This is a genomic window from Nitrosomonas sp. PY1, from assembly GCF_022836435.1.
GTDB lineage: Bacteria > Pseudomonadota > Gammaproteobacteria > Burkholderiales > Nitrosomonadaceae > Nitrosomonas.
In genome coordinates this window covers 1,302,059-1,326,911 of sequence record NZ_BQXC01000001.1, presented here as the reverse complement: position 1 = coordinate 1,326,911, position 24,853 = coordinate 1,302,059, and the positions used below count along the sequence as shown (strand labels likewise).

General features: G+C 42.3%; 18 protein-coding genes and 2 pseudogenes. 10 read left to right on the top strand and 10 right to left on the bottom strand.

Features of this window, described 5'->3' with window-relative positions:
* Positions 1 to 33: 33 nt before the first annotated feature.
* From W03_RS06265 to W03_RS06255, 3 genes are read right to left on the bottom strand one after another with little or no spacing between them, the layout of a single operon-like run.
* Positions 34 to 972, bottom strand: a complete 939-nt coding sequence (locus W03_RS06265; RefSeq protein WP_244072156.1) for a homoserine kinase — start codon at positions 970 to 972, stop codon at positions 34 to 36.
* A gap of 49 nt (positions 973 to 1,021) precedes the next feature.
* A complete protein-coding gene (locus W03_RS06260; protein ID WP_244072155.1) occupies positions 1,022 to 1,450 on the bottom strand; it encodes a DUF2782 domain-containing protein in 429 nt (142 codons plus the stop codon).
* Positions 1,451 to 1,468: 18 nt separating this feature from the next.
* Positions 1,469 to 2,194 carry a TIGR00730 family Rossman fold protein gene (locus tag W03_RS06255; RefSeq protein ID WP_244072154.1) on the bottom strand — a complete coding sequence of 242 codons (726 nt, stop codon included), beginning with the start codon at positions 2,192 to 2,194 and terminating at the stop codon, positions 1,469 to 1,471.
* A 13-nt stretch (positions 2,195 to 2,207) separates the two neighbouring features.
* On the opposite strand from W03_RS06255, the gene polA reads away from it, so the two are divergent.
* Positions 2,208 to 4,943, top strand: coding sequence for a DNA polymerase I (gene polA / locus W03_RS06250; RefSeq protein ID WP_244072153.1), 2,736 nt, complete (start codon positions 2,208 to 2,210; stop codon positions 4,941 to 4,943).
* A 262-nt stretch (positions 4,944 to 5,205) separates the two neighbouring features.
* The gene (locus tag W03_RS06245) at positions 5,206 to 5,514 is read left to right on the top strand and encodes a transposase (RefSeq protein WP_244072152.1); all 309 of its coding nucleotides are present in this window, start codon (positions 5,206 to 5,208) and stop codon (positions 5,512 to 5,514) included.
* 272 nt (positions 5,515 to 5,786) lie between these two features.
* On the opposite strand, the gene thrC is transcribed toward W03_RS06245, so the two are convergent.
* The 4 genes and pseudogenes from thrC to W03_RS06225 form a co-directional block, all read right to left on the bottom strand.
* The gene (thrC, locus tag W03_RS06240; protein ID WP_244072151.1) at positions 5,787 to 7,202 is read right to left on the bottom strand and encodes a threonine synthase; all 1,416 of its coding nucleotides are present in this window, start codon (positions 7,200 to 7,202) and stop codon (positions 5,787 to 5,789) included.
* 7 nt (positions 7,203 to 7,209) lie between these two features.
* The gene (locus tag W03_RS06235; RefSeq protein ID WP_244072150.1) at positions 7,210 to 8,523 is read right to left on the bottom strand and encodes a homoserine dehydrogenase; all 1,314 of its coding nucleotides are present in this window, start codon (positions 8,521 to 8,523) and stop codon (positions 7,210 to 7,212) included.
* Between the two features lie 57 nt (positions 8,524 to 8,580).
* On the bottom strand, positions 8,581 to 9,828 hold the full coding sequence (locus W03_RS06230; RefSeq protein WP_244072149.1) for a pyridoxal phosphate-dependent aminotransferase: 1,248 nt from the start codon (positions 9,826 to 9,828) through the stop codon (positions 8,581 to 8,583).
* Positions 9,829 to 10,545: 717 nt separating this feature from the next.
* Positions 10,546 to 10,881: pseudogene (locus W03_RS06225) on the bottom strand (ATP-binding cassette domain-containing protein); the annotation flags it as partial.
* 65 nt (positions 10,882 to 10,946) lie between these two features.
* Between W03_RS06225 and W03_RS06220 the strand changes: the two are divergent.
* A complete protein-coding gene (locus tag W03_RS06220) occupies positions 10,947 to 11,975 on the top strand; it encodes an IS1595 family transposase (RefSeq protein WP_244070736.1) in 1,029 nt (342 codons plus the stop codon).
* On the opposite strand, the gene W03_RS06215 is transcribed toward W03_RS06220, so the two are convergent.
* On the bottom strand, positions 11,956 to 13,446 hold the full coding sequence (locus tag W03_RS06215; protein ID WP_244072148.1) for an ABC transporter ATP-binding protein/permease: 1,491 nt from the start codon (positions 13,444 to 13,446) through the stop codon (positions 11,956 to 11,958). The two genes, W03_RS06220 and W03_RS06215, sit on opposite strands and share 20 nt — an antisense overlap.
* Positions 13,447 to 13,686: 240 nt before the next feature.
* Here W03_RS06215 and W03_RS06210 point away from each other — a divergent pair, with 240 nt between their 5' ends.
* Positions 13,687 to 13,950 (top strand): hypothetical protein, encoded by a 264-nt coding sequence (locus W03_RS06210; RefSeq protein ID WP_309296087.1) that lies wholly within the window; start codon positions 13,687 to 13,689, stop codon positions 13,948 to 13,950.
* A 5-nt stretch (positions 13,951 to 13,955) separates the two neighbouring features.
* On the opposite strand, the gene W03_RS06205 is transcribed toward W03_RS06210, so the two are convergent.
* Positions 13,956 to 14,258, bottom strand: a complete 303-nt coding sequence (locus W03_RS06205; protein ID WP_244072146.1) for a hypothetical protein — start codon at positions 14,256 to 14,258, stop codon at positions 13,956 to 13,958.
* A 65-nt stretch (positions 14,259 to 14,323) separates the two neighbouring features.
* On the bottom strand, positions 14,324 to 16,030 hold the full coding sequence (ybaL, locus tag W03_RS06200) for a YbaL family putative K(+) efflux transporter (protein ID WP_244072145.1): 1,707 nt from the start codon (positions 16,028 to 16,030) through the stop codon (positions 14,324 to 14,326).
* 165 nt (positions 16,031 to 16,195) lie between these two features.
* Between ybaL and W03_RS13460 the strand changes: the two genes are divergently transcribed.
* From W03_RS13460 to W03_RS06170, 6 genes and pseudogenes are all read left to right on the top strand, one after another.
* A complete protein-coding gene (locus W03_RS13460; RefSeq protein ID WP_309296086.1) occupies positions 16,196 to 16,672 on the top strand; it encodes a protein YgfX in 477 nt (158 codons plus the stop codon).
* 46 nt (positions 16,673 to 16,718) lie between these two features.
* Positions 16,719 to 17,021 carry an antibiotic biosynthesis monooxygenase gene (locus W03_RS06195; RefSeq protein ID WP_244072144.1) on the top strand — a complete coding sequence of 101 codons (303 nt, stop codon included), beginning with the start codon at positions 16,719 to 16,721 and terminating at the stop codon, positions 17,019 to 17,021.
* Between the two features lies 1 nt (position 17,022).
* On the top strand, positions 17,023 to 18,210 hold the full coding sequence (locus W03_RS06190; RefSeq protein WP_244073706.1) for an iron-containing alcohol dehydrogenase: 1,188 nt from the start codon (positions 17,023 to 17,025) through the stop codon (positions 18,208 to 18,210).
* 218 nt (positions 18,211 to 18,428) lie between these two features.
* On the top strand, positions 18,429 to 20,144 hold the full coding sequence (locus tag W03_RS13370) for a PAS domain-containing methyl-accepting chemotaxis protein (RefSeq protein WP_279600014.1): 1,716 nt from the start codon (positions 18,429 to 18,431) through the stop codon (positions 20,142 to 20,144).
* Positions 20,145 to 20,424: 280 nt separating this feature from the next.
* Positions 20,425 to 23,391, top strand: a complete 2,967-nt coding sequence (locus tag W03_RS06175) for an EAL domain-containing protein (protein ID WP_244072143.1) — start codon at positions 20,425 to 20,427, stop codon at positions 23,389 to 23,391.
* A gap of 137 nt (positions 23,392 to 23,528) precedes the next feature.
* Positions 23,529 to 24,742: pseudogene (locus W03_RS06170) on the top strand (IS256 family transposase).
* The last annotated feature ends 111 nt before the right edge of the window (positions 24,743 to 24,853 follow it).

Genomic DNA, 24,853 nt, shown 5'->3' with positions numbered 1-24,853 from the left:
CGAAACTGAATTAATACATTCTGAGATAATGCGTTATGCGAGCTCTGTTACACTTTCGCGATGGTTCTCTAATATTGCTTTAAAGTGATTTGGATCTTTTGCATGCGTTAATTCTCCGGAGCGCGGTAAATATAAATCAACCATGCGTGAAACCCAAAATCTGAGCGCAGCAGCCCGCAACATACTGGACCACGCCGCTCTCTCAATCGTAGAAAGCGGACGAGTTTGTTGGTATTCTTTTAATAGTGAGTATACACGTGTTGTGTCGAGTGTTTTTTCTTCATTCATGCACCAATCATTAGCCACAATAGCTAAGTCATATAATAAGCTATCGTTACAAGCAAAATAGAAGTCGATAATACCGCCAAGCTTATTATTGAAAAATAGAACGTTATCGCGAAACATGTCGGCATGAATCACTCCTTTCGGTAAATTCTCATGGCGTTGGTCGGCTTGAAAAGCTAATTCCGATTTCAACAATATTTTTTCGTCATTGGACAAAAAAGGATCGATTTCACACGCCTTGGCCTGCCACCATTGTAAGCCGCGTGGATTCGGCATATATTGTAAATAACTCTTGCCAGCCAGATGCATTTTTGCTAACACCGCACCTATCGCCTGGCAATGTTCCGGAGTGGGATGAGACAGAGATTCTCCTGATAAGAAACTGACAATTGCTGCTGGTTTATTGTTTAATTCTCCGAGAATTTGACCGTCGATATTTTGAATAGGTGTTGGACATGGAATATCGTGATTTGATAAATGCAGCATCAGATTGAGATAGTAAGGGAGTTCGTTTCTGTTTAGCTTCTCAAACAGTGTCAGTACAAACTTTCCCTGTGTCGTGATTACAAAGTAATTAGTATTCTCAATACCTGATGCAATACCATGGAGATTAAGCAATTGCCCCAACTTGTATTGTTTCAACCAAATAGTAAGCTCATTTTCTGTGATACGCGTAAAAACCGACATGAGTAATTGTGTATTAAGAAGTGATGATCGTATTTTTGCAGAAGAAATATTAAAATTTAAAAAACTGCCACATGGGTGGACTGACATTGGGTCCTCCCGCATCACTATTGGGGTGTGCATGATGATCCACAATGGTATTTTTCTTTAGATAGTAGGGAGGTCCAATGCGTGGAATGACCTTAATCATTAACAATTCACCATTGACTCGATGCTCTTCAATAGTATCTTCTCCACGTTTGATAATGGTGACTTGCTCTTCTAATTCCGGATCAGATTGGTTTTCCGATAATTCGGGTGGTTCGGGTTCCGGTAAAGGAATAAGATTCTTCGGATGAGAAGGGTGATCCATGGATTTTTTAGGTTCTTGGGATTGCTCGGTTTGCGCCATGCCAAGCAACGGAAAACTCAAGAATAACAGTGTCAGAATAAATCGGTGCATAAGAATTTCTACCCAAGAAAAAGCTTCATCATTGTACATAAAATTAGCTACTGTAGCTTACAGATTGAGTTGAATTTCTCGCTCTGCAGCGGAAAGCTCAAATCCCTTGGTTTCATAATATTTAAAAATTGCGTTGACTACTTCGCTAGGCTCATCAATTACTTGGATTAAATCCATGTCATCTGAAGAAATAAAACCTTCCGATACCAGCATCGTTTGAAACCAATCTACCAGTCCACGCCAGAATTGCGAATAGACAAGAATAATCGGCATTTTTCGAGTTTTGCCGGTTTGCACCAAAGTAAGTGCTTCCATCAGTTCATCCATAGTGCCAAACCCTCCCGGCATCACGACATAAGCAGTAGAAAATCTGACAAACATATATTTTCGCGTAAAGAAATGCTTGAAGGTTTGACTGATGTCTTGATAGTCATTGCCTTGTTGTTCATGCGGTAATTGGATATTCAAACCAATGCTCGGCGATTTGCCCAAATAAGCGCCTTTATTAGCGGCTTCCATAATTCCTGGACCGCCACCGGAAATCACTGCAAAACCAGCATCAGATAACGCTCTCGCAATCTGCTCGGCCAATTGATAATGTGGGCTATCGGGATGAGTGCGCGCACTGCCGAATATACCTACTGCAGGTTGAATTGCCTCAAGACGCTCCGTGCTTTCAACAAACTCTGCCATAATTCTGAATAATCGCCAGGATTCTTTTGCAGGCCAAGGTTGGTCAGAAACTGATTGAATGAATGGTTTATGATTGTTGTGTTGATTCATAGGAAAAATAATAATGAAAACGTTGTTATTGGTAGATGGTTCATCATATTTATATCGTGCTTTTCATGCGCTACCAGATTTGCGTAACCAAAATGATGAGCCAACGGGAGCTATTCATGGAGTCTTAAATATGCTACGTCGCTTGCGCAAAGAGTTTCGGGCAGATTATAGCGCGTGTATATTTGATGCAAAAGGCAAAACTTTCCGCAATGACCTTTTTATAGAATATAAAGCGAATAGAGCTGCCATGCCGCAAGATTTGGTCGCTCAGATTGAGCCCTTGCATGCTTGTATTCGTGCAATGGGCTGGCCGATCTTGATGATTGGCGGCGTTGAGGCGGACGACGTCATTGGTACATTGGCAAAGCAGGCAACTGGGTCCGGTTGGCATTGCATGATATCGACTGGTGACAAAGATATTGCACAATTAGTAAGTGACAAGATTACTCTGGTAAATACCATGAGTAATGAAACTTTGGATCCAGAAGGGGTATTGGCGAAGTTTGGTGTACCACCGGAACGCATATTGGATTATTTGATGTTGGTAGGTGACACGTCTGACAATGTTCCGGGTGTCGAAAAAGTCGGCCCCAAAACTGCGGTGAAATGGTTAACGCAGTATGGTTCATTGGAAAAAATCATCACATGCGCTGATGAAATTAAGGGTGTGGTAGGTGAAAATTTACGCAAATCGCTAGCTTGGTTCGAAATTTCACGTGAATTGATCACCATCAAGTGCGACGTAGATCTACCAGTCAAAATCACAGATCTCGTTTTCCAGCCACAGGACCATAAACAGCTTGAGGCCCTTTACCAAAAACTCGATATGAAAGCATCGTTGCGGGAATTGCGCCAGCAAATCGATTATGAGTCCAGGGAAATCATCACTCAACAAGGATCGATGAATCATGTATCTAATAACCTAATTACTCAAACGCATACAGCACGGTACGAGACCATTTTGACGGAATCAGCATTACAAGCGTGGTTGGAAAAACTGAAGGTTGCGTCATTGGTTTCGATTGATTGCGAAACGACTAGCTTATCTCCGATGCAAGCGCAATTGGTGGGGATTTCATTTTGTATCGAAACGGAACATGCTGCGTATCTTCCTTTATCACATTGCTATGCCGGAGCACCCGAACAGATTGCATTAGAAACGGCATTGGTACTGCTCAAACCATGGTTAGAGGATGAGACTAAGCTTAAGTTGGGACAAAACCTAAAATACGATAAACATGTATTTGCTAATCATGGCATACAGTTAAATGGCATCGCGCATGACACCATGCTGCAATCGTATGTACTGGATTCAAATCGCTCGCATAGTATGGATAATTTGGCACTGCGGCATCTCGATATCCAAACGATTCGTTATGATGATGTGACAGGGAAGGGCGTTAACCGCATTGGTTTCGAGGAAGTTACCATTGATGTTGCTACAGAATACTCGGCCGAGGATGCCGATATCACATTGCGGTTGCATAACACGCTGTTTCCACAGTTACAGCAAATTGAACGCCTACGTGCACTTTATTGCAATCTGGAGATGCCTATTCTGGATGTATTGTTTGAGATCGAGCGTAACGGGGTTTTGCTGGATTATGCGTTGTTACAACAGCAAAGCAGTGATTTAGGAAAGAAATTGCATACGTTGGAATTACAAGCGCACGCTTCAGCTAATCAACCATTTAATTTGAATTCTCCAAAACAAATTCAGGATATTTTGTTTAACCAGCTTAAATTACCCGTAATCAAAAAAACACCAACGGGTGTTCCTTCTACCGATGAAGATGTATTACAACAGCTTGCACTGGATTACCCGCTACCGAAGATTCTGTTGGAATATCGAAGCTTGGCGAAATTAAAATCAACCTATACCGATAAATTGCCATTGATGAAAAATCCGTATACTAATCGTGTACATACTAATTATGCGCAAGCTGTTGCGGTGACAGGCCGGTTGGCAAGTTCTGATCCCAATTTACAAAATATTCCTATCCGTACACCAGAGGGTCGTAGAATTCGAGAAGCTTTCATTGCGCCACCAGGCGGATATCAAATTATTTCTGCCGATTATTCGCAAATTGAGTTACGCATCATGGCGCATATTTCTCAAGATGAAGGTTTATTAAAAGCATTTGCCGCTGGTGAAGATATTCATAAAGCGACAGCCGCAGAAATATTTGGTATCACGCAGGAGCAAGTCGATCAGGAACAACGGCGATATGCCAAGGTAATTAATTTTGGTTTGATCTACGGTATGTCGGAATTTGGTTTGGCATCGCAACTTGGCATCTCACGCAGTGCTGCGCACATCTACATGGAACGTTATTTTGCACGGTATCCTGGTGTGGAGAGATATATGCAACATATTCGAGAAAAAGCCAGGCAAACCGGTTATGTGGAAACAGTTTTAGGGCGTCGATTATGGCTGCCTGAAATTAATCACAGTAATGGTAATCGTCGTCAGGGCGCCGAACGTGCCGCTATCAACGCGCCAATGCAAGGAACTGCCGCAGATATTATTAAGTTGGCCATGATCGCGGTGACAAAGTGGATACGGACAGAAAAATTGCGTAGCAAATTGATTATGCAAGTTCATGACGAATTAGTATTGGAAGCGCCAGAAGAAGAGATAAGCCTGCTTCGAGAATATTTACCAAAACATATGGGAAGCGTTTTAACACTCGATGTTCCCTTATTAGTAGAGATCGGTATTGGAGACAATTGGGACCAAGCGCATTAAATTCGAACTGGGTTTTTCACTCACTTTGGTAAAAAATATATTTTGCATAGCTAAAATTCCAAAGCTAAAGCAAAAGTCATAACCTAATTGCTAATAATTTATATTATGTAAAATACGATTATATTTTGCTCAAAGCATGGCAAAAAATTAGTAAGGCATTATCAAGTTTCAATTTCATTTCTCAACCCCTTCCATATAATTTACACTTTGTTAAATCTCTACCGGGTTTAATTCCTCGCCGCTTGGGGCGTAAAATATTTGCGTGAGCGAATATATACATAAGTGGGATAACGTAACAACGTTGCTTTATCACCTGTTATTTCCGGCGAAATATCGTCGAGCTGTGTTCGATGATGCTGTAGATAAGACACTGCGAGATGTTTGTCTTGAACTGGAAAAGCGCTACCAGTTGAAATTTCTGGAGATTGGAACAGACGAAGATCATGTTCATTTTTTAGTGCAAAGTGTTAGCTATTTTGCGAGTACTGTTGGTCGTCATGGTGATGAACACACGATACGGAACTATGTTAAGGGACAAGGGAAAGAGTATCAAAAACTACATGAAGTGTAGTAGTTCAGACGGCCTGTTGAAAAACAGCTGATTTTTGGGCTACAAATAATCGTTATTGACTACGTAGATTTAGAACAAAAAGAATTAGCGCAAAAGACTTCTAAACAAATATCTCAACTGGGTTTTACACCTTGGGTGGCAAATCCTGGGCTGAATATTCTTGGCGTCGGTAAATTATAAGTTTTAACCGAGAGAAAGAAATGATGCAACAAAAAAAATCCTTATCAGGTAAAAATGTAGAACGCATCAACCTGAATATTTTTGCTATATGACTAAGGTTTTATACTGTGCTCATTAATATACGCTTTGATTACTTTTGCATCAGAATCTTTAATTACAAAGCGCTGCGGAAGATTTTCTAGATTCTCAAAACCGGCAGGTCGTTCCGGTTCAAAACCAATAGCTTCTTGTATACTTTCAGAAAATTTTGCTGGTAGTGCGGTTTCTAAGCAGATCAATGGCACTCCTGCTTCACGATAAGCTTGTCCAACCTTCAGGCCATCTGCGGTATGCGTATCAACAAGTACTTGATAGCGTTTATAAATATCACGAATTGTTACGATCCGTGTCGCATGATTACTACTGCCAGAGAGAAAGCCAAAGTCTTTAGTCTTATGAAATAACGGTGACGCCGATAAATCAAATGCTTTTCCCAAATCGACAGCCGACCACCATTGTGCAACTTGCTTTGCATTTCGATCAGTTAAATCAAAAATAAACCGTTCAAAATTTGAAGCTTTGGAGATATCCATCGACGGACTACTCGTATGCTTAGTCTCAGTAGTAGTACGTGGACGATAGATACCAGTACTAAAAAATTCATCGAGTACATCGTTTTCGTTAGTCGCCAAAATCAAATGCTTAATTGGCAAACCCATCATTCTGGCTACATGTCCCGCACAAATATTACCAAAATTTCCCGAAGGAACAGCAAATGATACCTGCTCATCATTGGTCTGGGTAGCGGCAAAATAGCCTTTAAAGTAATACACGATTTGTGCAACAATGCGTGCCCAATTGATCGAATTGACCGTACCAATCCGGTGATCCTTCTTGAAAGCGTGATCATTGCTAACCGCTTTGACAATATCTTGGCAGTCATCGAAAACACCACGAATGGCAATATTAAAAATATTCTCGTCTTGCAACGAGAACATCTGCGCTGTTTGAAAGCGACTCATTTTACCGAGTGGCGACAGCATAAACACGCGGATACCTTGCTTACCACGCATGGCATATTCGGCACTGGAACCCGTGTCACCCGACGTAGCGCCAAGAATATTTAACTCGTCTCCGGTTTTTATCAGTTGATACTGAAACAAATTACCAAGTAATTGCATCGCGATATCTTTAAAAGCCAGCGTTGGGCCATTCGATAATCCTAAAATATGCAATCCTGGTTCCAGCGTTTTCAGTGGCGTAATATCTGCGTTTCCAAAAATTTCTGCAGTATACGTTTGTTGGATAATCCTACGTAAATCATCCTTTGGAATGTCATCCACAAACCGTGAAATCACTTCAAAAGCCAACGCTTGATAGTTTAGATTACGCCAGTTACTAAGCTCGACCGATGTAATCTTGGGATAGGTTTCAGGTATTGCTAATCCACCATCGGGAGATAAGCCGCTTAGCAGGATTTCGGTAAAAGTTTTTGGCGGCATTCCACCGCGAGTTGAAATGTAATGCATATTGCGGCTATTTATTTAATTCTTCAATACGAATACGAAAAACCTGTTGAGTTACCACCGGCAAAGATTCGATATGTTTGATTGCAGCATTGATGTTTTTTTCAATGGTGATATGGGTCAACATAATGATGCTGACTTCGTCTGAGTCATCGCTCGCTTCCTTTTGAATCATCGCGCTAATAGAAATATGATTGTCTGCCAGAATGCGGGTGATCTCAGCCATTACACCCGGCTTGTCTACGACTTGCATGCGCAAGTAATAAGATGTTTCTACATTCTCCATCGAGATCACGGGTATATCAGACAACAAATCCGGCTGAAATGACAAAGTAGGTACGCGATGCATGGGATCCGCAGTTTGCATACGTGTTACATCCACCAGATCGGCAATCACTGAACTTGCAGTTGGTTCGGCGCCTGCGCCCGCGCCATAATATAGCGTAGCACCGACGGCATCGCCTTTAACAACCACCGCATTCATCACCCCTTCCACATTGGCGATCAAACGTTTGTTAGGAATCAGTGTTGGATGCACCCGTAATTCAATGCCTTTGGCTACTCGTTTGGTAATACCTAATAATTTAATACGATATCCCAATTCTTCAGCATAACGGATGTCTTCACCGGTTAGTTTTGTAATTCCCTCGGTGTAGACTTTATCAAATTGTACTGGGATACCAAACGCAATCGCCGACATCAAGGTGATTTTATGTGCTGCATCTATTCCTTCGATATCATAAGTTGGATCTACTTCAGCATAGCCAAGTTTTTGTGCCTGCCCCAACACGTCATTAAACGAAAGTCCTTTTTCACGCATTTCGGACAAAATAAAGTTTGCTGTACCGTTAATAATTCCGGCAATCCAAGTAATGCGGTTGGCTGTTAAGCCTTCACGTAACGCCTTGATAATCGGAATTCCACCTGCAACAGCCGCTTCAAAAGCCACAATGACACCCTTTTCACGCGCCATTGCGAAAATTTCCGTACCGTGATTCGCCAGTAACGCTTTGTTTGCAGTTACAACGTGTTTGCCATGCACAATTGCTTCAAGAATCAATTCCTTCGCAATTGTTTGTCCGCCGATTAGCTCCACAACGATATCGATATCAGGACTACAAGTCACTTCATGGGCATTATCAGTGATTACGGCCTCATTGCCAGCTAGTTCCCGCGCTTTTTGTAAATCTTTGTCAGCGATCATTTTGACGATGATCTTGCGTCCGGCGCGGCGTGCAATTTCTTCGCTATTGCGTTTGAGTACGGTAAATGTGCCGCCACCGACAGTACCAACACCTAAAATGCCAATATGGATAGGTTTCATAAAAATTTAAAATGTAATAATCAGTTGGGGATTATAAATGAGCCAGCAAAGGAAAAGTTAAGCGACAGAATATGTATGATCTGTGTTATAACGTTTTCGATAACGCTGTAAGTAATGTGCAATACGACCGATGGCTTCGGTAAGATCATCTACATTAGGTAAAAATACCACACGAAAATGATCCGGGTGCTTCCAATTAAAACCGCTACCCTGCACTAACAGAACTTTTTCTTCCAATAGTAAATCAAGCACAAACTTCTGATCGTCTTGAATCGGATAAATTTCTGGATTCAAGCGAGGAAATAGATATAAAGCCGCTTGGGGTTTATAGCAAGTTACTCCCGGAATTTCTGTGAGTAACTGCCAGGCAATATCGCGCTGCCGCATTAATCGCCCTGTTGGCAGGGTTAAATCATAAATACTTTGATAGCCTCCCAACGCGGTTTGTATTCCAAATTGTGATGGGACATTGGCACATAAGCGCATAGAAGCCAACATATTTAATCCCGCAATATAATCGTGCGCGTGATTCTTTTCACCAGAAACAACCGCCCAACCTGAACGAAAACCCGCAGCGCGATAGTTCTTTGATAATCCATTAAAAGTCACGAACAAAACATCATCAGCGAGAGACGCAACAGACGTATGCGCTACACCATCGTAGAGAATTTTATCGTAAATTTCGTCAGCATAAATAATTAACTGATTCTCACGAGCAATATCGATAATCTGAAGCAATAGCTCCTTAGGATATAACGCACCAGTGGGATTATTGGGGTTAATGATGACAATGGCGCGTGTTCTATTACTAATCTTGGCACGCATATCATCCAGATCCGGTAGCCAATCTTTTGATTCATTACATAGATAATGCCGCCCTACTCCGCCTGACAGTGCTACCGCAGCCGTCCATAATGGATAATCCGGCATGGGAATCAGTACTTCATCCCCATTGTCCAGCAAAGCCTGCATCGTCAACACCACTAACTCAGACACGCCGTTACCGATAAAAATATCATCTAACTGCACATTCCTGATTTGCTTTTCTTGGGTGTAATGCATAATCGCTTTACGCGCGGCAAACAAACCCTTCGAATCACAATAACCCGAAGCATCCGACAAGTTTCGGATAACGTCTTGTAAAATCTCTTCTGGCACATCAAAACCGAATGTCGCCGGATTACCGATATTTAACTTGATAATACGGTGCCCTTCTTCTTCCATTTGCTTAGCGCGCTCTAATACAGGGCCGCGAATGTCATAACAGACGTTGGTCAATTTGCTGGATTTTAGAATTGGACGCATGGTTGAGAAATAATCAAGAGTGGATAAAAATTTAGATTCAATTGAACATTTCAGAAAGTAGTCACTAACCGTTAATTATATATGCAATTAGTAGCATACTGTTTGCTAGTTAGCTAGCAATTGACCCAATATATGTTTACTATTTACTGGGAATTATTTTCGGACACCTTATTCCCTTGACTTATGAAATCAGTGTTTTAGTTCTCAGAGCCCCTTCATCAAGCATCCACCTTCTTTTGCTTGTATTACCGATAAATTTCAATAAAGTAGTTTTGTGTTCGTAATTTTATTTCCCAAGGTATTTTATGATGGCACCTTGCGCCTCATATAAAAGCAACGCACCAATTTGAATATTTTTCCGCAGCTAATGGCAGCCCCACGCGCTTTCCGCCATCCGGCTAAACAATCCACAATTTGACAATATTCATGCTTTATTGATAGTGATTTCTTTGCAAAAAATTAACTTACTGATATTTATAATAATATTCCAGTGTTAAGTTATTAATCAAGTCAAGAAAAAGCCTTAAAAATACATGGATTAAACTGCTAGATTTACAAGTTATCAACAAAGTTATGCACAGATTTTGTGGATAATCCAGAAATTCTTTTATGAAATAAGGTGGTATCACTATGGCTGGTCATCTTAGGAACATAAACCTTATTCGATACAACATAATCGATATCAACCAATTGAATATTAATAATTATATTTTATAATCAGTAATTGCAATTTTCCTGCTGCTGTAATTTCCACATCCTCGTGTAGATTCCCCCCATCGCAAGTAACTTTAGATGTGTTCCCCGTTCAACAATGCGACCTTGATCCATAACCAGGATCTGGTCAGCATCGGCAATGGTTGAAAGTCTGTGGGCAATCGTCAATGTCGTGCGGTTTTGGGCAATGCGTTTGAGTTCTGTCTGGATGTGTTTTTCAGATTGAGAATCTAACGCTGAAGTGGCTTCATCAAATACTAGGATGGCTGGATTTTTAAGGATTGTCCGAGCGATAGCGACACGTTGCTTCTCCCCTCCAGATAACTTCAAACCGTGCTTATCCGGTTGTCTCCCAAGCCCACTACCGGTAGTATGTTGAGCATCTGCGCCAACCTGAGGTGGTCATGGTTATCGACGTGCTTGAGCGAGACGATTTGCCGTTCCCTCGCTCGCTTCCTGATTTTCAGCGACTGTTCCCGAACGAAGCGGCCTGCGCGGCCTATCTTGAGCGCGCCCGATGGAGCGACGGATTCGTTTGTGACTACTGCGGCACACTCGGAGAGCCTTATCGCTTCGCCAATCGCCCCAGCGTTTGTCGGTGCCGTCACTGCAACCGAGACACGAGCCTCACTGCGGGCACCGTCATGGAACGCACCCACACACCTCTCTCCGTATGGTTCTGGGCAGCCTACTTGGTTGCCAGCCAAACACCCGGTATGTCTGCTGCCCAATTCCAGCGGCAACTCGGGCTGTCGCGTTATGAGACTGCTTTCCAGATTCTCCACAAACTGCGGGTCGGCATGGTGCGTCCCGACCAAGATCGGATTGGTGGCAACCCCTTCGATGCCGTCGAGGCCGATGAAACCTACGTCGGAGGACGTACTCGCGGCAAGGGTCGAGGCGTTCACGACATGGTTCTCGTCGCCGGTGCGGTCGAGGTTAAACAGCGCAAGCACGGTGGCAGCCTCAATAAGCGGAGGACTGGGCGTTACGCCGGACGTGTTCGGCTCGCTGTGGTGCCAGACCGCAGTGCCAAATCGTTGGGCGGTTTCATTGAGCGCGTCGTTACGCCAGGCGCCACCATCATTACCGATGACTGGAGCGGCTACGCGGCGCTTGAAAAGCGAGGGTATCTTCATACCGCCGTTGCGGAACGTGGCGACATGCAAGTTGCCGAAACTTTTCTGCCCATCATTCACCTCGTGTTCTCCAATCTCAAAACATGGTTACGTGGCATTCACCACGGCGTCAGCCCGCAACACCTGCAAGCCTATCTCAACGAATTCACGTTTCGATTCAACCGCCGTTTCTACCCTTTCAACGCATTCCGTTCCCTGCTTGGCATTGCTGGTGATGTCACTGCGCCGACGTATGCTGAACTTTATACAAAAAAATCACGGCCCACTACTACATCTAGCTACCTTGGGAGTTAACCGGATAAGCACGCTTCAAACCACGTTCGCCAACAATGGTTTCATATTTCTTCGGAAGGCCCCCAATGAAGCTATGAATATGCGCAGAATCTGCTGACGAATAAACGGCTTGCTCTGTCGCATCCGGTTGCCCATAAGCGATGTTGTGGTAAATGGTGTCATTAAATAACACGGTATCTTGCGGCACAATACCTAGTACAGCCCGTAAACTTTGTTGTGTGACATCGCGAATATCTTGTTGATCGATGGTTATACTGCCAGATTGCACGTCATAGAAACGAAATAGCAAGCGCGCCAAAGTAGATTTTCCGGAACCGCTATGACCTACAACAGCGACGTTTTGCCCTGCTGGAATATCAAAACTGATATCGAATAGAATTTGTCGATTAGATTCATAACTGAAATTAACATGATCAAATCGAACGCTAGCATTTGTAATTTTAAGTGCCTGGGCGCCTGGTTTATCTTGGATTTCACGATTCTCATTCAGTAATAGAAACATTTGTTCCATATCAGCTAATGCGTGTTTAATTTCCCGGTACACGAAACCCAAAAAATGCAGCGGCATGTATAGTTGTAGCATAATGGTATTGATTAATACCAGATCGCCCAGCGTCATGCTACCTTCGATTACTTTATCCGCGGCAAAGAACATCAATAGTGTCATGCCAATCGCAATAATTGCGCTTTGTCCAGCATTTAGCGTAGCTAATGATACTTGATTGCGGATAGCGGCTTTTTCCCAGGACTGTAAATGTATATCATAGCGTTGCGCTTCCCAGTTTTCATTACCAAAGTACTTGACCGTTTCATAGTTCAATAAGCTGTCAATTGCTTGTGTGTTAGCTTTTGAATCCATGGTATTCATCGTGCGACGGAAAATCATGCGCCACTCAGTTACGATTAATGTCAAAGCGATATAGGCAATTAAGGTTGTAAATGTAATAATGGCAATCCAGATATCATACTGATTGATGAGAATGATCATTACCAACCCGATTTCTAATAACGTGGGCAAGATATTGAACAGCATAAAATTCATCAAGAAAGAAATGCCGCGCGTACCACGTTCAATATCACGGGAAACGCCACCCATCTGACGCTCTAAATGAAATCGTAAGGATAGTGAATGTAAGTGCAAGAAAACCCGATTAGCAATTCGTCGAATTGCGCGTTGCGTTACCTTAGCAAAAATCGCATCACGCAGCTCACCGAATAAAGTACTGCTTAATCGTAAAGCGCCATAACCTAATAACAGAAAAACCGGTAAAACCAATACAGTACGCGAAGAATCTAATGCATCGACAATTTCTTTTAGAACTAATGGTACTGATACGTTGGCAAGTTTTGCCAGGATCAGTAAACTAAGCGCAATAATGACTCTACTTTTAAATTCCAGTAAATAAGGCAGTAAAGTCGCAATGGTTTTTAGATTGCTTCGCGCGCGTGGTAGCTTTTCTTTTGTTTTCACACGTATTTGAGGAGATTTATTAGTAGAAATTAATGGCTTGAAATATTAAAAATTTAATCGGTTAATTTTCTAATATTGTTATTAGAAACTCAAAAAATTATGGAAATCACTTGTTATAGAGATGCTGAAATCAAGCGCGAGACATGTTATCTTCCCGCAAACATTTACAACCTGGCAATTACTTTACTGGCTCGTTGTACTACACAACATTTATTCGTTCCGATCCGAAGCATGCAATATATGGCCATCGTAGACCGTGAAGAATTTGTGTTTATCGATGGAGAACGCAAATGTTGGATTGATTTGGCCTGGCAAAATTTTAACCCACATGCACGCGACGCGTTGGACCAGCCAGTTGCTTATGAAGCCGTTTATTATCGAGAAAACATATCGGAAATGACGCGACGCTTACACAGTGAATTCCAAACTGCGCTTCAATTGTTAGTCACTAAGGAAAAACTCGACGGACCAGCACGGATTATTCGTTTTCCAACGCACCAATAAAGCTTTTAATCATCATCCTTGAGTTCTGCATTCCAGCCTTTTTTCTTGGCGTGCGTGATAGCTGTTGCATAGATTTCTGTATGTCGTTTGCGTAAATCATCCGGTAATCGGCTCGGCAAATGCGCGTATGGTTCCCATGCTTCATAGACTTTCTCATATAAAACTTGCATCTGTCCCCTATCCCAACCTGCACAGGTTTCTGTTTCAGGTAAAATATCAAAGACCCAAGCATCTCTAACGATGCGACCTAAATGCGTTAAACCGCCATTTTCATCTTGATCGATACCAATATAAGATTGTTCAGTCATTACTGCGCGCCCCCATGCGAATTAATTAAATTATTTAGGTCGTATTTATTTAATAGCCATTAAACTTAAGCTTTTTTAGTTTTGCTATTGAAACGGTTGAGTATATGGCGCGTCATATTTTTCGCCAATTCTTCCTGTTCAAAGAAGATCGTGCCGATATTATATTTTCGTAATAACATCGTTTCATCTTCAGTACGTGCGTGAACAACAATTTCAATCTCTGGATTAAGGGTACGAGCCGTGTCAACTACTGACTTCGTATCAAATAGATCAGGAGTTGCGATAATTAGCATGGTAGCATTTGTAATATGTGCTTGAATCAAAACGGAAGGTTCTGCAGCATCACCCGATACGGCTTTGATTCCCTGTTTGCGTAAATCCTGCACCAGTTCCCGCTTTTGTTCTGCAACGACAAACGGAATATCATATTCCATGAGCCCTTCCCCAATTCGCTTGCCTACGTGCCCATACCCTACCAAAACAACCTGCCCTTGAAGGAATTTACTTTCGGTATTCATCGGTAATTCAGCGTACGGGTCATCTCGATTTTCATATTTACGCGCCAATGCCGAATGTTTCAATAGCCAGTTTCGAATCGGCGCAACCGCACCAAAAGCAATGGGATTGAACGCGATAGAAATAATTGCACCCGCCAGGACCAAACTCATTCCCTGCGACGATAACAATCCAAGTGACACACCTAGTCCTGCCAAAATAAATGAGAATTCACCAATTTGACCTAGGCTTGCAGCAACTGTCAGTGCGGTGCTCAAAGGGTAACGTAATATCAATACTAGCAACAATGCTGCTAAAGATTTACCGATAATAATGATGCCGACCACACTGAGGACTTGCAGCGGCTCATCCACAAAAATATGCAGATCAAACAACATGCCAACGGATACAAAAAATAATACCGAAAAAGCATCCCGCAGGGGCAAGGATTCTTCCGCCGCACGGTGACTGAAGTGCGATTCGCGCATGACCATGCCAGCAAAGAATGCACCCAATGCAAACGAAACATTAAATAATTTAGCAGCTATAAAAGCAATGCAAATAGCCGAAGCAATCACAGTGAGTGTAAATAATTCCCGTGAACCAGTTCCCGCTACCTGCAATAATAACCAAGGTAAGAACCGTCGTCCGACAATCAACATGATGGCAATAAATACGAAAACCAATAGTAGCGTAATGCCTATATTCATCCACCAAGAATTGGCTGGATCCGCGGTTGAATCCGATCCACCCAGCATGACTGCAAAAGTCGGTAGTAAAACCAGAATCAATACCGTGACCAAGTCTTCAACAATCAGCCAACCAACTGCAATTCGACCATTCATGCTTTCAAGCAAACCACGCGATTCTATGGCCTGTAATAAAACAACCGTACTTGCGCAGGACAAGGAAAGCCCCAACACCAAACCACTCCCGAAAGTCCATCCCCAACTCATGGCCACGATAGTTCCCAGTACTGTTGCCACAGTCATTTGAACAATAGCTCCGGGTACCGCAATACGCTTGACCGCAAGTAAATCATTCAAAGAGAAGTGTAAGCCCACACCAAACATCAAGAGCATTACTCCAATCTCAGAAAGCTGCGCAGCAATTCCAATATCCCCAACATAGCCTGGTGTATTAGGGCTGATGACAATTCCAGCAAGCAAATAACCTACCAATGCCGGTACTTTAATTTTCTCCGCAATAAATCCAAAAACAAGCGCCAAACCGAACGCGGCAGCAATTGTAGAAATAAGCGTAATATTATGATCCATTCGTGTTTTACTCGACCTAATTAAAAGGTGTTGATCCGTTTTTCATTTATGATTTGGTTGGTTTGTTTTTATTAATATGCGAAAGAATCATATGATTAATGGCAAAAGTTGCAATCATAGCAAAGGCCATTTTAATTTATCGGTTTTTCTGAGTTTTTTGGATTGATGACAAACAAATTCGATCACATACACGTTAATTTACAACCTTCTTATTTACTTGCAGTGATACTGATCACTAGTCACTGCGTAGCGGTGATTATCATTTGGCTATTAACTTTAACAGTAACGATTAAAATATTAATCATTCTCGCCATAATCTTTAGCTGTATTTATTACTTGAGGCAAGACGCTTTGCTTTTAAGCAATAATGCAGTGATTGCTTTTGATTTGTTTGAAAAGATGCAATATACAGTTACCACACGATCGAAAAAATCGATCCGTTGCCTGATTATGCCGAATTCATTCGTTACACCCGTGCTGACTGTGTTAATTTTCAAGCTTGAAAAACCAGTATTGCTATCGCCTTTTTGTAGCGTCGTAATACTTCCAGACAGAATTGAAGCAAATGAATTTAGGCGATTAAGGATATGGTTACGGTGGAAATATAAATCCGATAGCATTAAAAGTAGCATTGAAAACTAAAACTTAGATTGAACTACACAACCTCTAAACCGTTCAAGGAGTAAAAATGCACGTTACAATCGTTTACGTCTCTGTCAAATCCGACAAAATTGAAGCTTTCAAAGCAGCTTCTCAATTAAATCACGAAAATTCAATTCTCGAACCAGGCAATTTGCACTTTGACATTCTTCAGTCCGCTGAAGATCCAATGAAGTTTGTTTTTTACGAAGCCTATAAAACAAAACAAGATGCAGCGGCACATAAAGAAACCAAGCATTATTCGGTTTGGCGCGATACAGTCGCAGATTGGATGACGGAGCCACGCCATGGCGTTGTATACCAAGGCCTCTATCCAGTTGTCAATACTTGATATGCTTAATTTTTCTATTGCTCGATTGCCTCGCATTGAATTTGGTTCAGGCGTCATAAAAAAGCTTCCGGGTATTATTCAATCTTACGGTTCCCGAGTTTTACTGATAACCGGTGCGCGTTCATTCGTAGAAACCGATAACTGGGTTGTTTTAATCGAACAATTAAAGCAATATAAAATCCATTGGCAGCATTGCACCATAGCTCAAGAACCTTCGCCGGATTGGGTTGATGCTACCGTCCAGGCATTTTCAAATTATACTTTTGATGCGGTTGTCGGTATTGGAGGCGGTAGTGCATTAGATGCTGCCAAAGCTGTTGCTGGATTGTTGCGGGTACAGCGCTCCGTGATGGATTATCTAGAAGGTGTTGGTCCAGAGCTGCCTTACGAAGGACCGGCTATTCCTTTTATTGCAGCACCCACTACTGCAGGTACAGGCAGCGAGGCTACTAAGAACGCTGTTCTCAGCGTACAGGGAAAGAACGGCTTTAAAAAATCATTTCGCCACGATAAATTGGTTGCCGAATATGCCATCATTGATCCGGATTTATTATTAAATTGCCCACCTGACATCATCGCTGCGAATGGCATGGATGCATTAACGCAATTATTGGAATCCTATGTTTCCATCAAATCGAATCATTTTACCGACACTTTAGCAATCAGCGGATTACAAGCTGTTTGTAGCGCAATGATTCCACTGTACTATCAAGATTTGGAGCAGCAGCACCGGAATCGAGAAAAAATGGCTTATGCCGCGTTATTGTCAGGGATCACACTGGCACAAGTTGGATTAGGGTCAGTACATGGACTTGCATCACCTTTGGGGGCATTTTTTCCGATCCCGCATGGCGTGGTTTGCGGTACTTTAGTTGCTGCTGCCAGCAAAATCAATATTACCAGCATGCAAGCTCGAGAACCGGATAATCCAGCCTTAATGAAGTATGCACACGCTGCTGAAATACTGTGTCAACAGCATTTCGCTACGCATCAAGCTGCTTATGAAGCTTTACTGAATACACTAACCAATTGGACACAAGAATTGGCATTGCCACGCCTATCACATTATGGATTACAACACGATCAACTCGATAGTGTAATTGCGAACTGTCGCGGTAGTAGCATGAAAACCAATCCTATTGTGCTAACCGACGAGGAAATTAGGCAAATTATGCTGATGCGATTGTAATCAATCCTCAGAATCCCTTGGCTTTCGTAAAAACATCGCTTGATATTCTTATATGCCGTTTTTGGGCATTACGGTTATTAATGAGCTCCCAGTCAATTTAACATGACCATAAACTTGGTTGTGATTTAACAAAACAGAGGTCATTAGCATTCTTTTTTTTAACATTAAGAAACTCGTATTGACTGCATAATTTTGTACTTTCGTGAGGAAATAGCCATATGCGAGTCAATTTTCCCGTTTCGAATACAGAATATCCCATCGGGGATGACACACTCATTTTATCAACCACCGATACAAAGGGAAGGATTACATTTGTAAACCAGACGTTTATAGAGGTTAGTGGATTTTCTGAGGACGAATTAATCGGTAAAGCGCATAACATAGTGCGTCATCCTGATATGCCGCCAGAAGCATTTGAAGATTTATGGAAAACACTTAAAGCAGGCAGACCATGGACCGGTTTGGTTAAGAATCGCCGTAAGAATGGAGATTTTTACTGGGTTCTTGGTAATGCTACGCCACTAGTAAAAAACGGAACGATTATTGGATATTTGTCTGTTCGCACAAAACCATCACGCGAGATGATCGACACAGTAGCGCCAATATATCACCAATTTATTAATAGGGAGGCCAAAAATCTCACCATAAAAAATGGCGCCGTTGTTCGCACCGATTTGATCGGAAAAATTATTTCATTTTTCAAGATAACGTTAGGGAAACGGATCGCATTCTATTTGTCTATACCAACGCTAATATTATTAGGCGCTGCGGGTGCCGGGTGGTGGGGTTTAGCGCAAACGACGACAACTCCATCATGGTTGAGCAGTTTTATTCCAATCGCCGCTGTAAGTGGTGTCCTACTAATGTGCGGGGCCGGAATTCTCCTCAAAAAAAATACGCTAAAACCTTTAAACAAAGCTATCAAAATAGCAAATACACTCGCAGCCGGCGATCTGCAAACCACCATTGCTAACGAATTTTCTGATGAGTTCGGTGCTTTGATTAATTCACTCGGGCAAACGAGAATTAATCTCCGAACAACTGTTTCAGATATTCGTAACAGTGCCGAACTAGTACGACAAACATCTCATGAAATAGCGCAAAGTAATTTAGATTTATCACAACGCACGGAAGAACAAGCTTCCTCGCTCGAAGAAACAGCATCCAGCATGGAAGAACTTACTTCTACTGTAAAACAAAACGCCGATAATGCCCAGCAAGCCAATCAACTTTCAACGAATGCCAGTGATATTGCGCTTAAGGGTGGAGAGATGATGAATAGAGTGGTGGATACCATGTCTTCGATTAGCGATAGCTCAAACAAGATTGTAAGTATCATCAACACCATTAATGAAATTGCTTTTCAAACTAATATTTTAGCTTTAAATGCTGCTGTAGAAGCAGCCCGTGCTGGTGAACAAGGTCGAGGATTTGCTGTTGTTGCTACAGAAGTTAGAAATCTTGCTCAACGAAGTGCAACTGCAGCCAAAGAAATCAGAAACCTTATCAATGATTCTGTGGAAAAAGTTGAAAGTGGGAACAGTCTGGTAAGCGAGGCAGGAAAAACGATGAAAGACATTGTTTCTGCAGTTCAACAGGTCACTGTAATTATGTCAGAAATTACAACAGCCTCAGTCGAACAAAGCTTGGGTATTGAACAAATCAACCAAGCTGTTACGCAAATGGATGAAGTTACAGAACAAAATGCTGCACTTGTCGAAAAAGCTGCGGCATCTGCGAAATCTTTGGAACAACAAGCCAAAGACCTCATTGGTGCAATTTCTATTTTTAAAGTAAATCAAATCGCTCGTAGTACTGCAGAAATTCAACGACTCAACACTTGCGAACCAAATTTAAGAAAAAATCAATTATCTTCTATATCGATTGATCGTAATGATGAATATGCGAAAAAGACCGTCAACAGCGATACATAAATTCCTGCAAAATTCCCACAATCATACTGATAAAAGTCTTTTGTGCAAAAGCTACTGATTATCAGTTTGAATCAACACAAATTACAAAATTACCATATCGATGAGATTAAGCTGACCGAAGTAGAAGTCATCACCTTTCTGATGAGTAAATCATATCCTTATTAGAGGTGGAAAATGACTCAGAACCATAAAGCTGATATCCTAAGGAAGTTAATAGCTGTGAAATTAACTTTACCGTGAGAGTGCGATGGCTAACCGAATGCGATATCAGGAGATTTAAGTGAAGATAGTGACAACCGCAGCTATTGCCCTAGCTATACCGGCGATTATCTCTGGTTTTCTAGTTTTGAATGTTGTGAAACTATCATCGCTCAATGAACATTTGATCTTCACCCGAGAAAATAATATTGAGTCTATTCATTTAGCCAATGAATTGCGTCAAAGCTCTGATGACCTTACTCGCATGGTTCGTACCTATGTGGTGACTGGTAATGACGCATACCGGGATTATTTTTATAAAATATTGGCTATTCGTGATGGAATGAATCCTCGGCCTGTTGATTTCGATGGCGTATATTGGGATTTCATTATTCCAAACGAACGCGAACCAGAAGACGGAGGATTACAAAAAATCCCTCTGATGAAGCGAATGGCACAAATAGGGTTTGAGCAAGAAGAATTTGCTTTACTCACAACAGCACAATTACGTTCAGATGCATTGGTCAAGTTGGAATCCGATGCAATGGGCCTGGTAATGCGCGCGATGTCCTTACCTACTGAGGACATAAATAGACATCTATTGCTAGAAGAAGCAAGAGGGTTGGTACATGGTTTAGAGTACCACCGTGCAAAAGCAGATATTATGGCGCCTATTGACGGGTTCTTGAAACTGGTAAGAGCCCGTACCGAACGAGAAACCTCACTTTTAGAAGACCAGCAAAAGCAGTTAATGTATCAAACCTGGGCTCAACTGGCTGCTATCATCCTCGGATTGGCAGCGGCTTTAGTTCTGCTGAATCGACAAATCCTTAAACCAATCCAGAAGCTGGTCAAAGGCACCTCGCAGATTTCTACCGGAAATTACCACGTCACTGTTCAAACAAAAAGTAACGATGAAATTGGTCAGTTAATTCGTGAATTCAACAAAATGGCCCGCACAGTTCAATCAGATATTGCACAGATGGAACAAACGCGGCAGCTTGCTGAAACAAAAGCTTCAATGACGATTGGTGTGTATTCTCATGGATATCTAGAAACAAAACCGAATGGAACGATTGTAGCTGTTAATGATATCTATGCTAGAACCAGTGGGTATCAGGCATCTAGATTAATTGGAAAGAATATCGGCAACTTGGATGCCAGCCATTCATCGGATGAAATCACGACCTACTTTTCTCTGCTTGCGCAAAAAGGACATGCACAAATGCGCGCACAACACGTAAAAGCCGATGGAACTACTTGGCCCGTGAGTGTCACGAGTCGATTATTCCCTGATGGAAGTGGCCTAAGCTTCTCTTTCATTGAGGATTTGAGTGAAGCGCTGGAACGCGAAAGAGATGCCGAATTAGCTGCCCAAGTATTTAACACAATGGATCAAGCAGTCATTGTATGCGATGCAAATTTCCGTATTTGCTCAATGAATCCATCTGCAGAAAAGGTGACCGGCTACCTATTGGAAAAGGTCAAAGATAAAGATATAAAACTGTTCTGTTCTGAGCAATTTATTGAACAACATAATGTGTTCGATGAAATGGGAATATTGCTTAAACATAAAGGACAATGGCAAGGTGAAGTACAGCAAGTTCGAAGTAATGGTCAAGAATTCCCTACTTGGTTAACGATCAGTGTTGTGCTGGATAATAATGGTGTTATCGATCAGTATGTTTGTGTATTTTCAGACATATCAGAACTGAAAAAAAACGAGGCGATGATTTGGAAGCAAGCGAATTTTGACACATTAACCGAATTACTGAGCCGAACCGGTTTTGAAGCACGCTTTGAGCAGGAATTAAATCATCATCACCGCGCTAAAAAATCGTTTGCAATGGTTTATTTAGATCTAGATGGGTTCAAAGATGTAAACGATGGACTCGGTCATGGCGCAGGTGACAAGGTATTGATAGAAGTAGCCAAACGCATTCAGCACTGCATACGAAAACCTGATCTTGCTGCGCGCTCTGGTGGCGATGAATTTACAATATTACTGACGAATATTAATTCACCAGAGCAAATCGGTTCATTTACCAGCAGGATGATCGCATCAATCAATGAAGCCATTATGATTCCACCCAACGAAATACGGGTAGGTGCAAGTATCGGTATTGCCATATATCCGGATGATGGGGATACACTAGAAAAGCTATCCAAACATGCTGACTTAGCAATGTATCATGCAAAAAACTTGGGCAAGAACCAAGTGCAATTCTTCCAGTGGGAAATGACAGCTCGGGCAGAATATCGCCTAAAAATGATTAATGCACTCCATCATTCTATGAAAGATATGAGCTTTGAGGTAGCTTATCAACCCAAAATTCGTTTTTCCGACCAGAAGTTTATCGGTGTAGAAGCCCTGGTACGTTGGCGCACAGATGATGGAACTTTAATGGATGCTGATAAATTTATTCCGTACGCCGAAGAAACCAAACTGATTATTCCAATCGGTGCATGGCTCATAAAAGAAGCTTGTCAACAAGTTTTAAACTGGAATCAATCTCATAAAATGCAAGTAAGCGTTGCAGTTAATTTATCTGCACGGCAATTCCGCGCGCCAAATCTAGTCGATGACATACTTGGTATTCTCAAAGAACTGAATTTTCCACCGCACTTACTCGAAATTGAAATTACTGAAGGCACTTTGATCGATGATCTTGACAAAGCCATCAGTATTCTTAATCAGATCAATGAAGCAGGCATTAAAGTAGCAATTGATGATTTCGGCAAAGGATATTCATCGCTGCAACATTTGCAACACTTCCCAATCAATACGCTTAAAATCGATCAATCCTTTGTAAATAATTTAGTAAGCGATATCAAGGCAGAGTCTATCGTTCGCACGATTATAAATTTAGGTAAAAATATGAATCTATCGGTAGTAGGAAAAGGGATAGAAGTCGGTGAACAAATGCATAAGCTCATAAAATTTGGCTGCGATATCGGACAAGGTTATTATTTTTCTCGTCCAGTCTCGGCGGAAGCTATCGATAAAAAGCTGATAGCACAAGGGATACTAGCTTTCAGCAGAAATTAAAGCGTGCTTTGTCAGAAAGAGGGCTGTCAGTTTTGGCGAGCAGATTGGCATAGTATCGCTGCATAAATGAGAGTGTAAGAATTTTTGTGTAAACGGTCATTTTGCAGGAAACTGCTATTACTTTTCGAGGAGAAGAAATGACTGTAAGAAACGAATTGATTGACAGGCTTCTGGCCGATTATAAGAAACCTGAAGATTTGATAGGTGAAGATGGCCTGCTCAAGCAACTTACCAAGAAACTGGTCGAGCGAGCATTGGAAGCCGAGATGGCAGAGCACCTTGGTCATGGCCACAATGAGCTGGTTGCCAACCCTGCCGGCAACACCCGGAACGGCAAGAGCAAGAAGACGCTGAAGGGTGAATTTGGCGAATTGCCGATAGAAATTCCCCGCGACCGCCACGGCAGTTTTGAGCCACAAATCATTCCCAAGCATCAAACCCGCTGGACGGGCTTCGACGACAAGATTTTGTCACTGTATGCCCGCGGCATGACGGTGCGGGAGATTCAGGAACATCTGGAAGAAATATACGGAGTCGAGGTTTCTCCTACGCTGACTCGTCAGTCACCTATGCGGTCATTGACGATGTTAAGGTATGGCAATCTCGACCGCTGGATGCGCTGTACCCCATTATCTATCTGGACTGCATTCACGTTAAAACCAGGGATACCGGCACGGTTCGGGTGAAGGCGGTTTATCTGGCTCTGGGCATCAACCTGGCTGGCGAAAAGGAATTGCTCGGCATCTGGATCGCTCAGACCGAGGGTGCCAAGTTCTGGTTACAGGTAGTGACCGAACTCAAGAATCGCGGTGTACAGGACATCTTTATTGCCTGCGTTGATGGACTAAAAGGCTTTCCTGAAGCCATCGAAGCAGTTTACCCCAAGACAGCCGTTCAGCTTTGTATCGTCCATATGATGCGCTACAGTCTGAACTACGTCAGCTGGAAACTACGCAAGATAGTCGCTGCCGATCTGCGCCTGATTTACACTGCTGCCACGGTTGTGGAAGGCGAAACCCGGTTGGCTGAGTTCGAGGCAAAATGGGGAACAGACTATCCATCCATCGTGCAATCCTGGCAGCGCAACTGGATGCGCATCATTCCGTTCTTCGACTACCCGCCAGAAATCAGAAGGATCATCTACACCACCAATGCCATTGAGTCGATAAACATGTCATTGCGCAAGGTTACCAAAAACAGGGGGGCATTCCCCAGCGATGAAGCATTGCTGAAATTGTTTTATCTGGCACTGATGAACATCAGCCACAAATGGACCATGCCTCTGCTAAACTGGAAAGCCGCTCTCAACAGGTTTGCCATTATGTTCGAGGAGCGTATGCCTGTCCATTAATACAAACACCGTTTACACAAAATTCGGGATACCCTCGCATAAATTGTGCTGTATGTGTTTAACTCCGATCAGACCTGACACGGCACAGTTGTAAAAGTGAACCGCCTATTA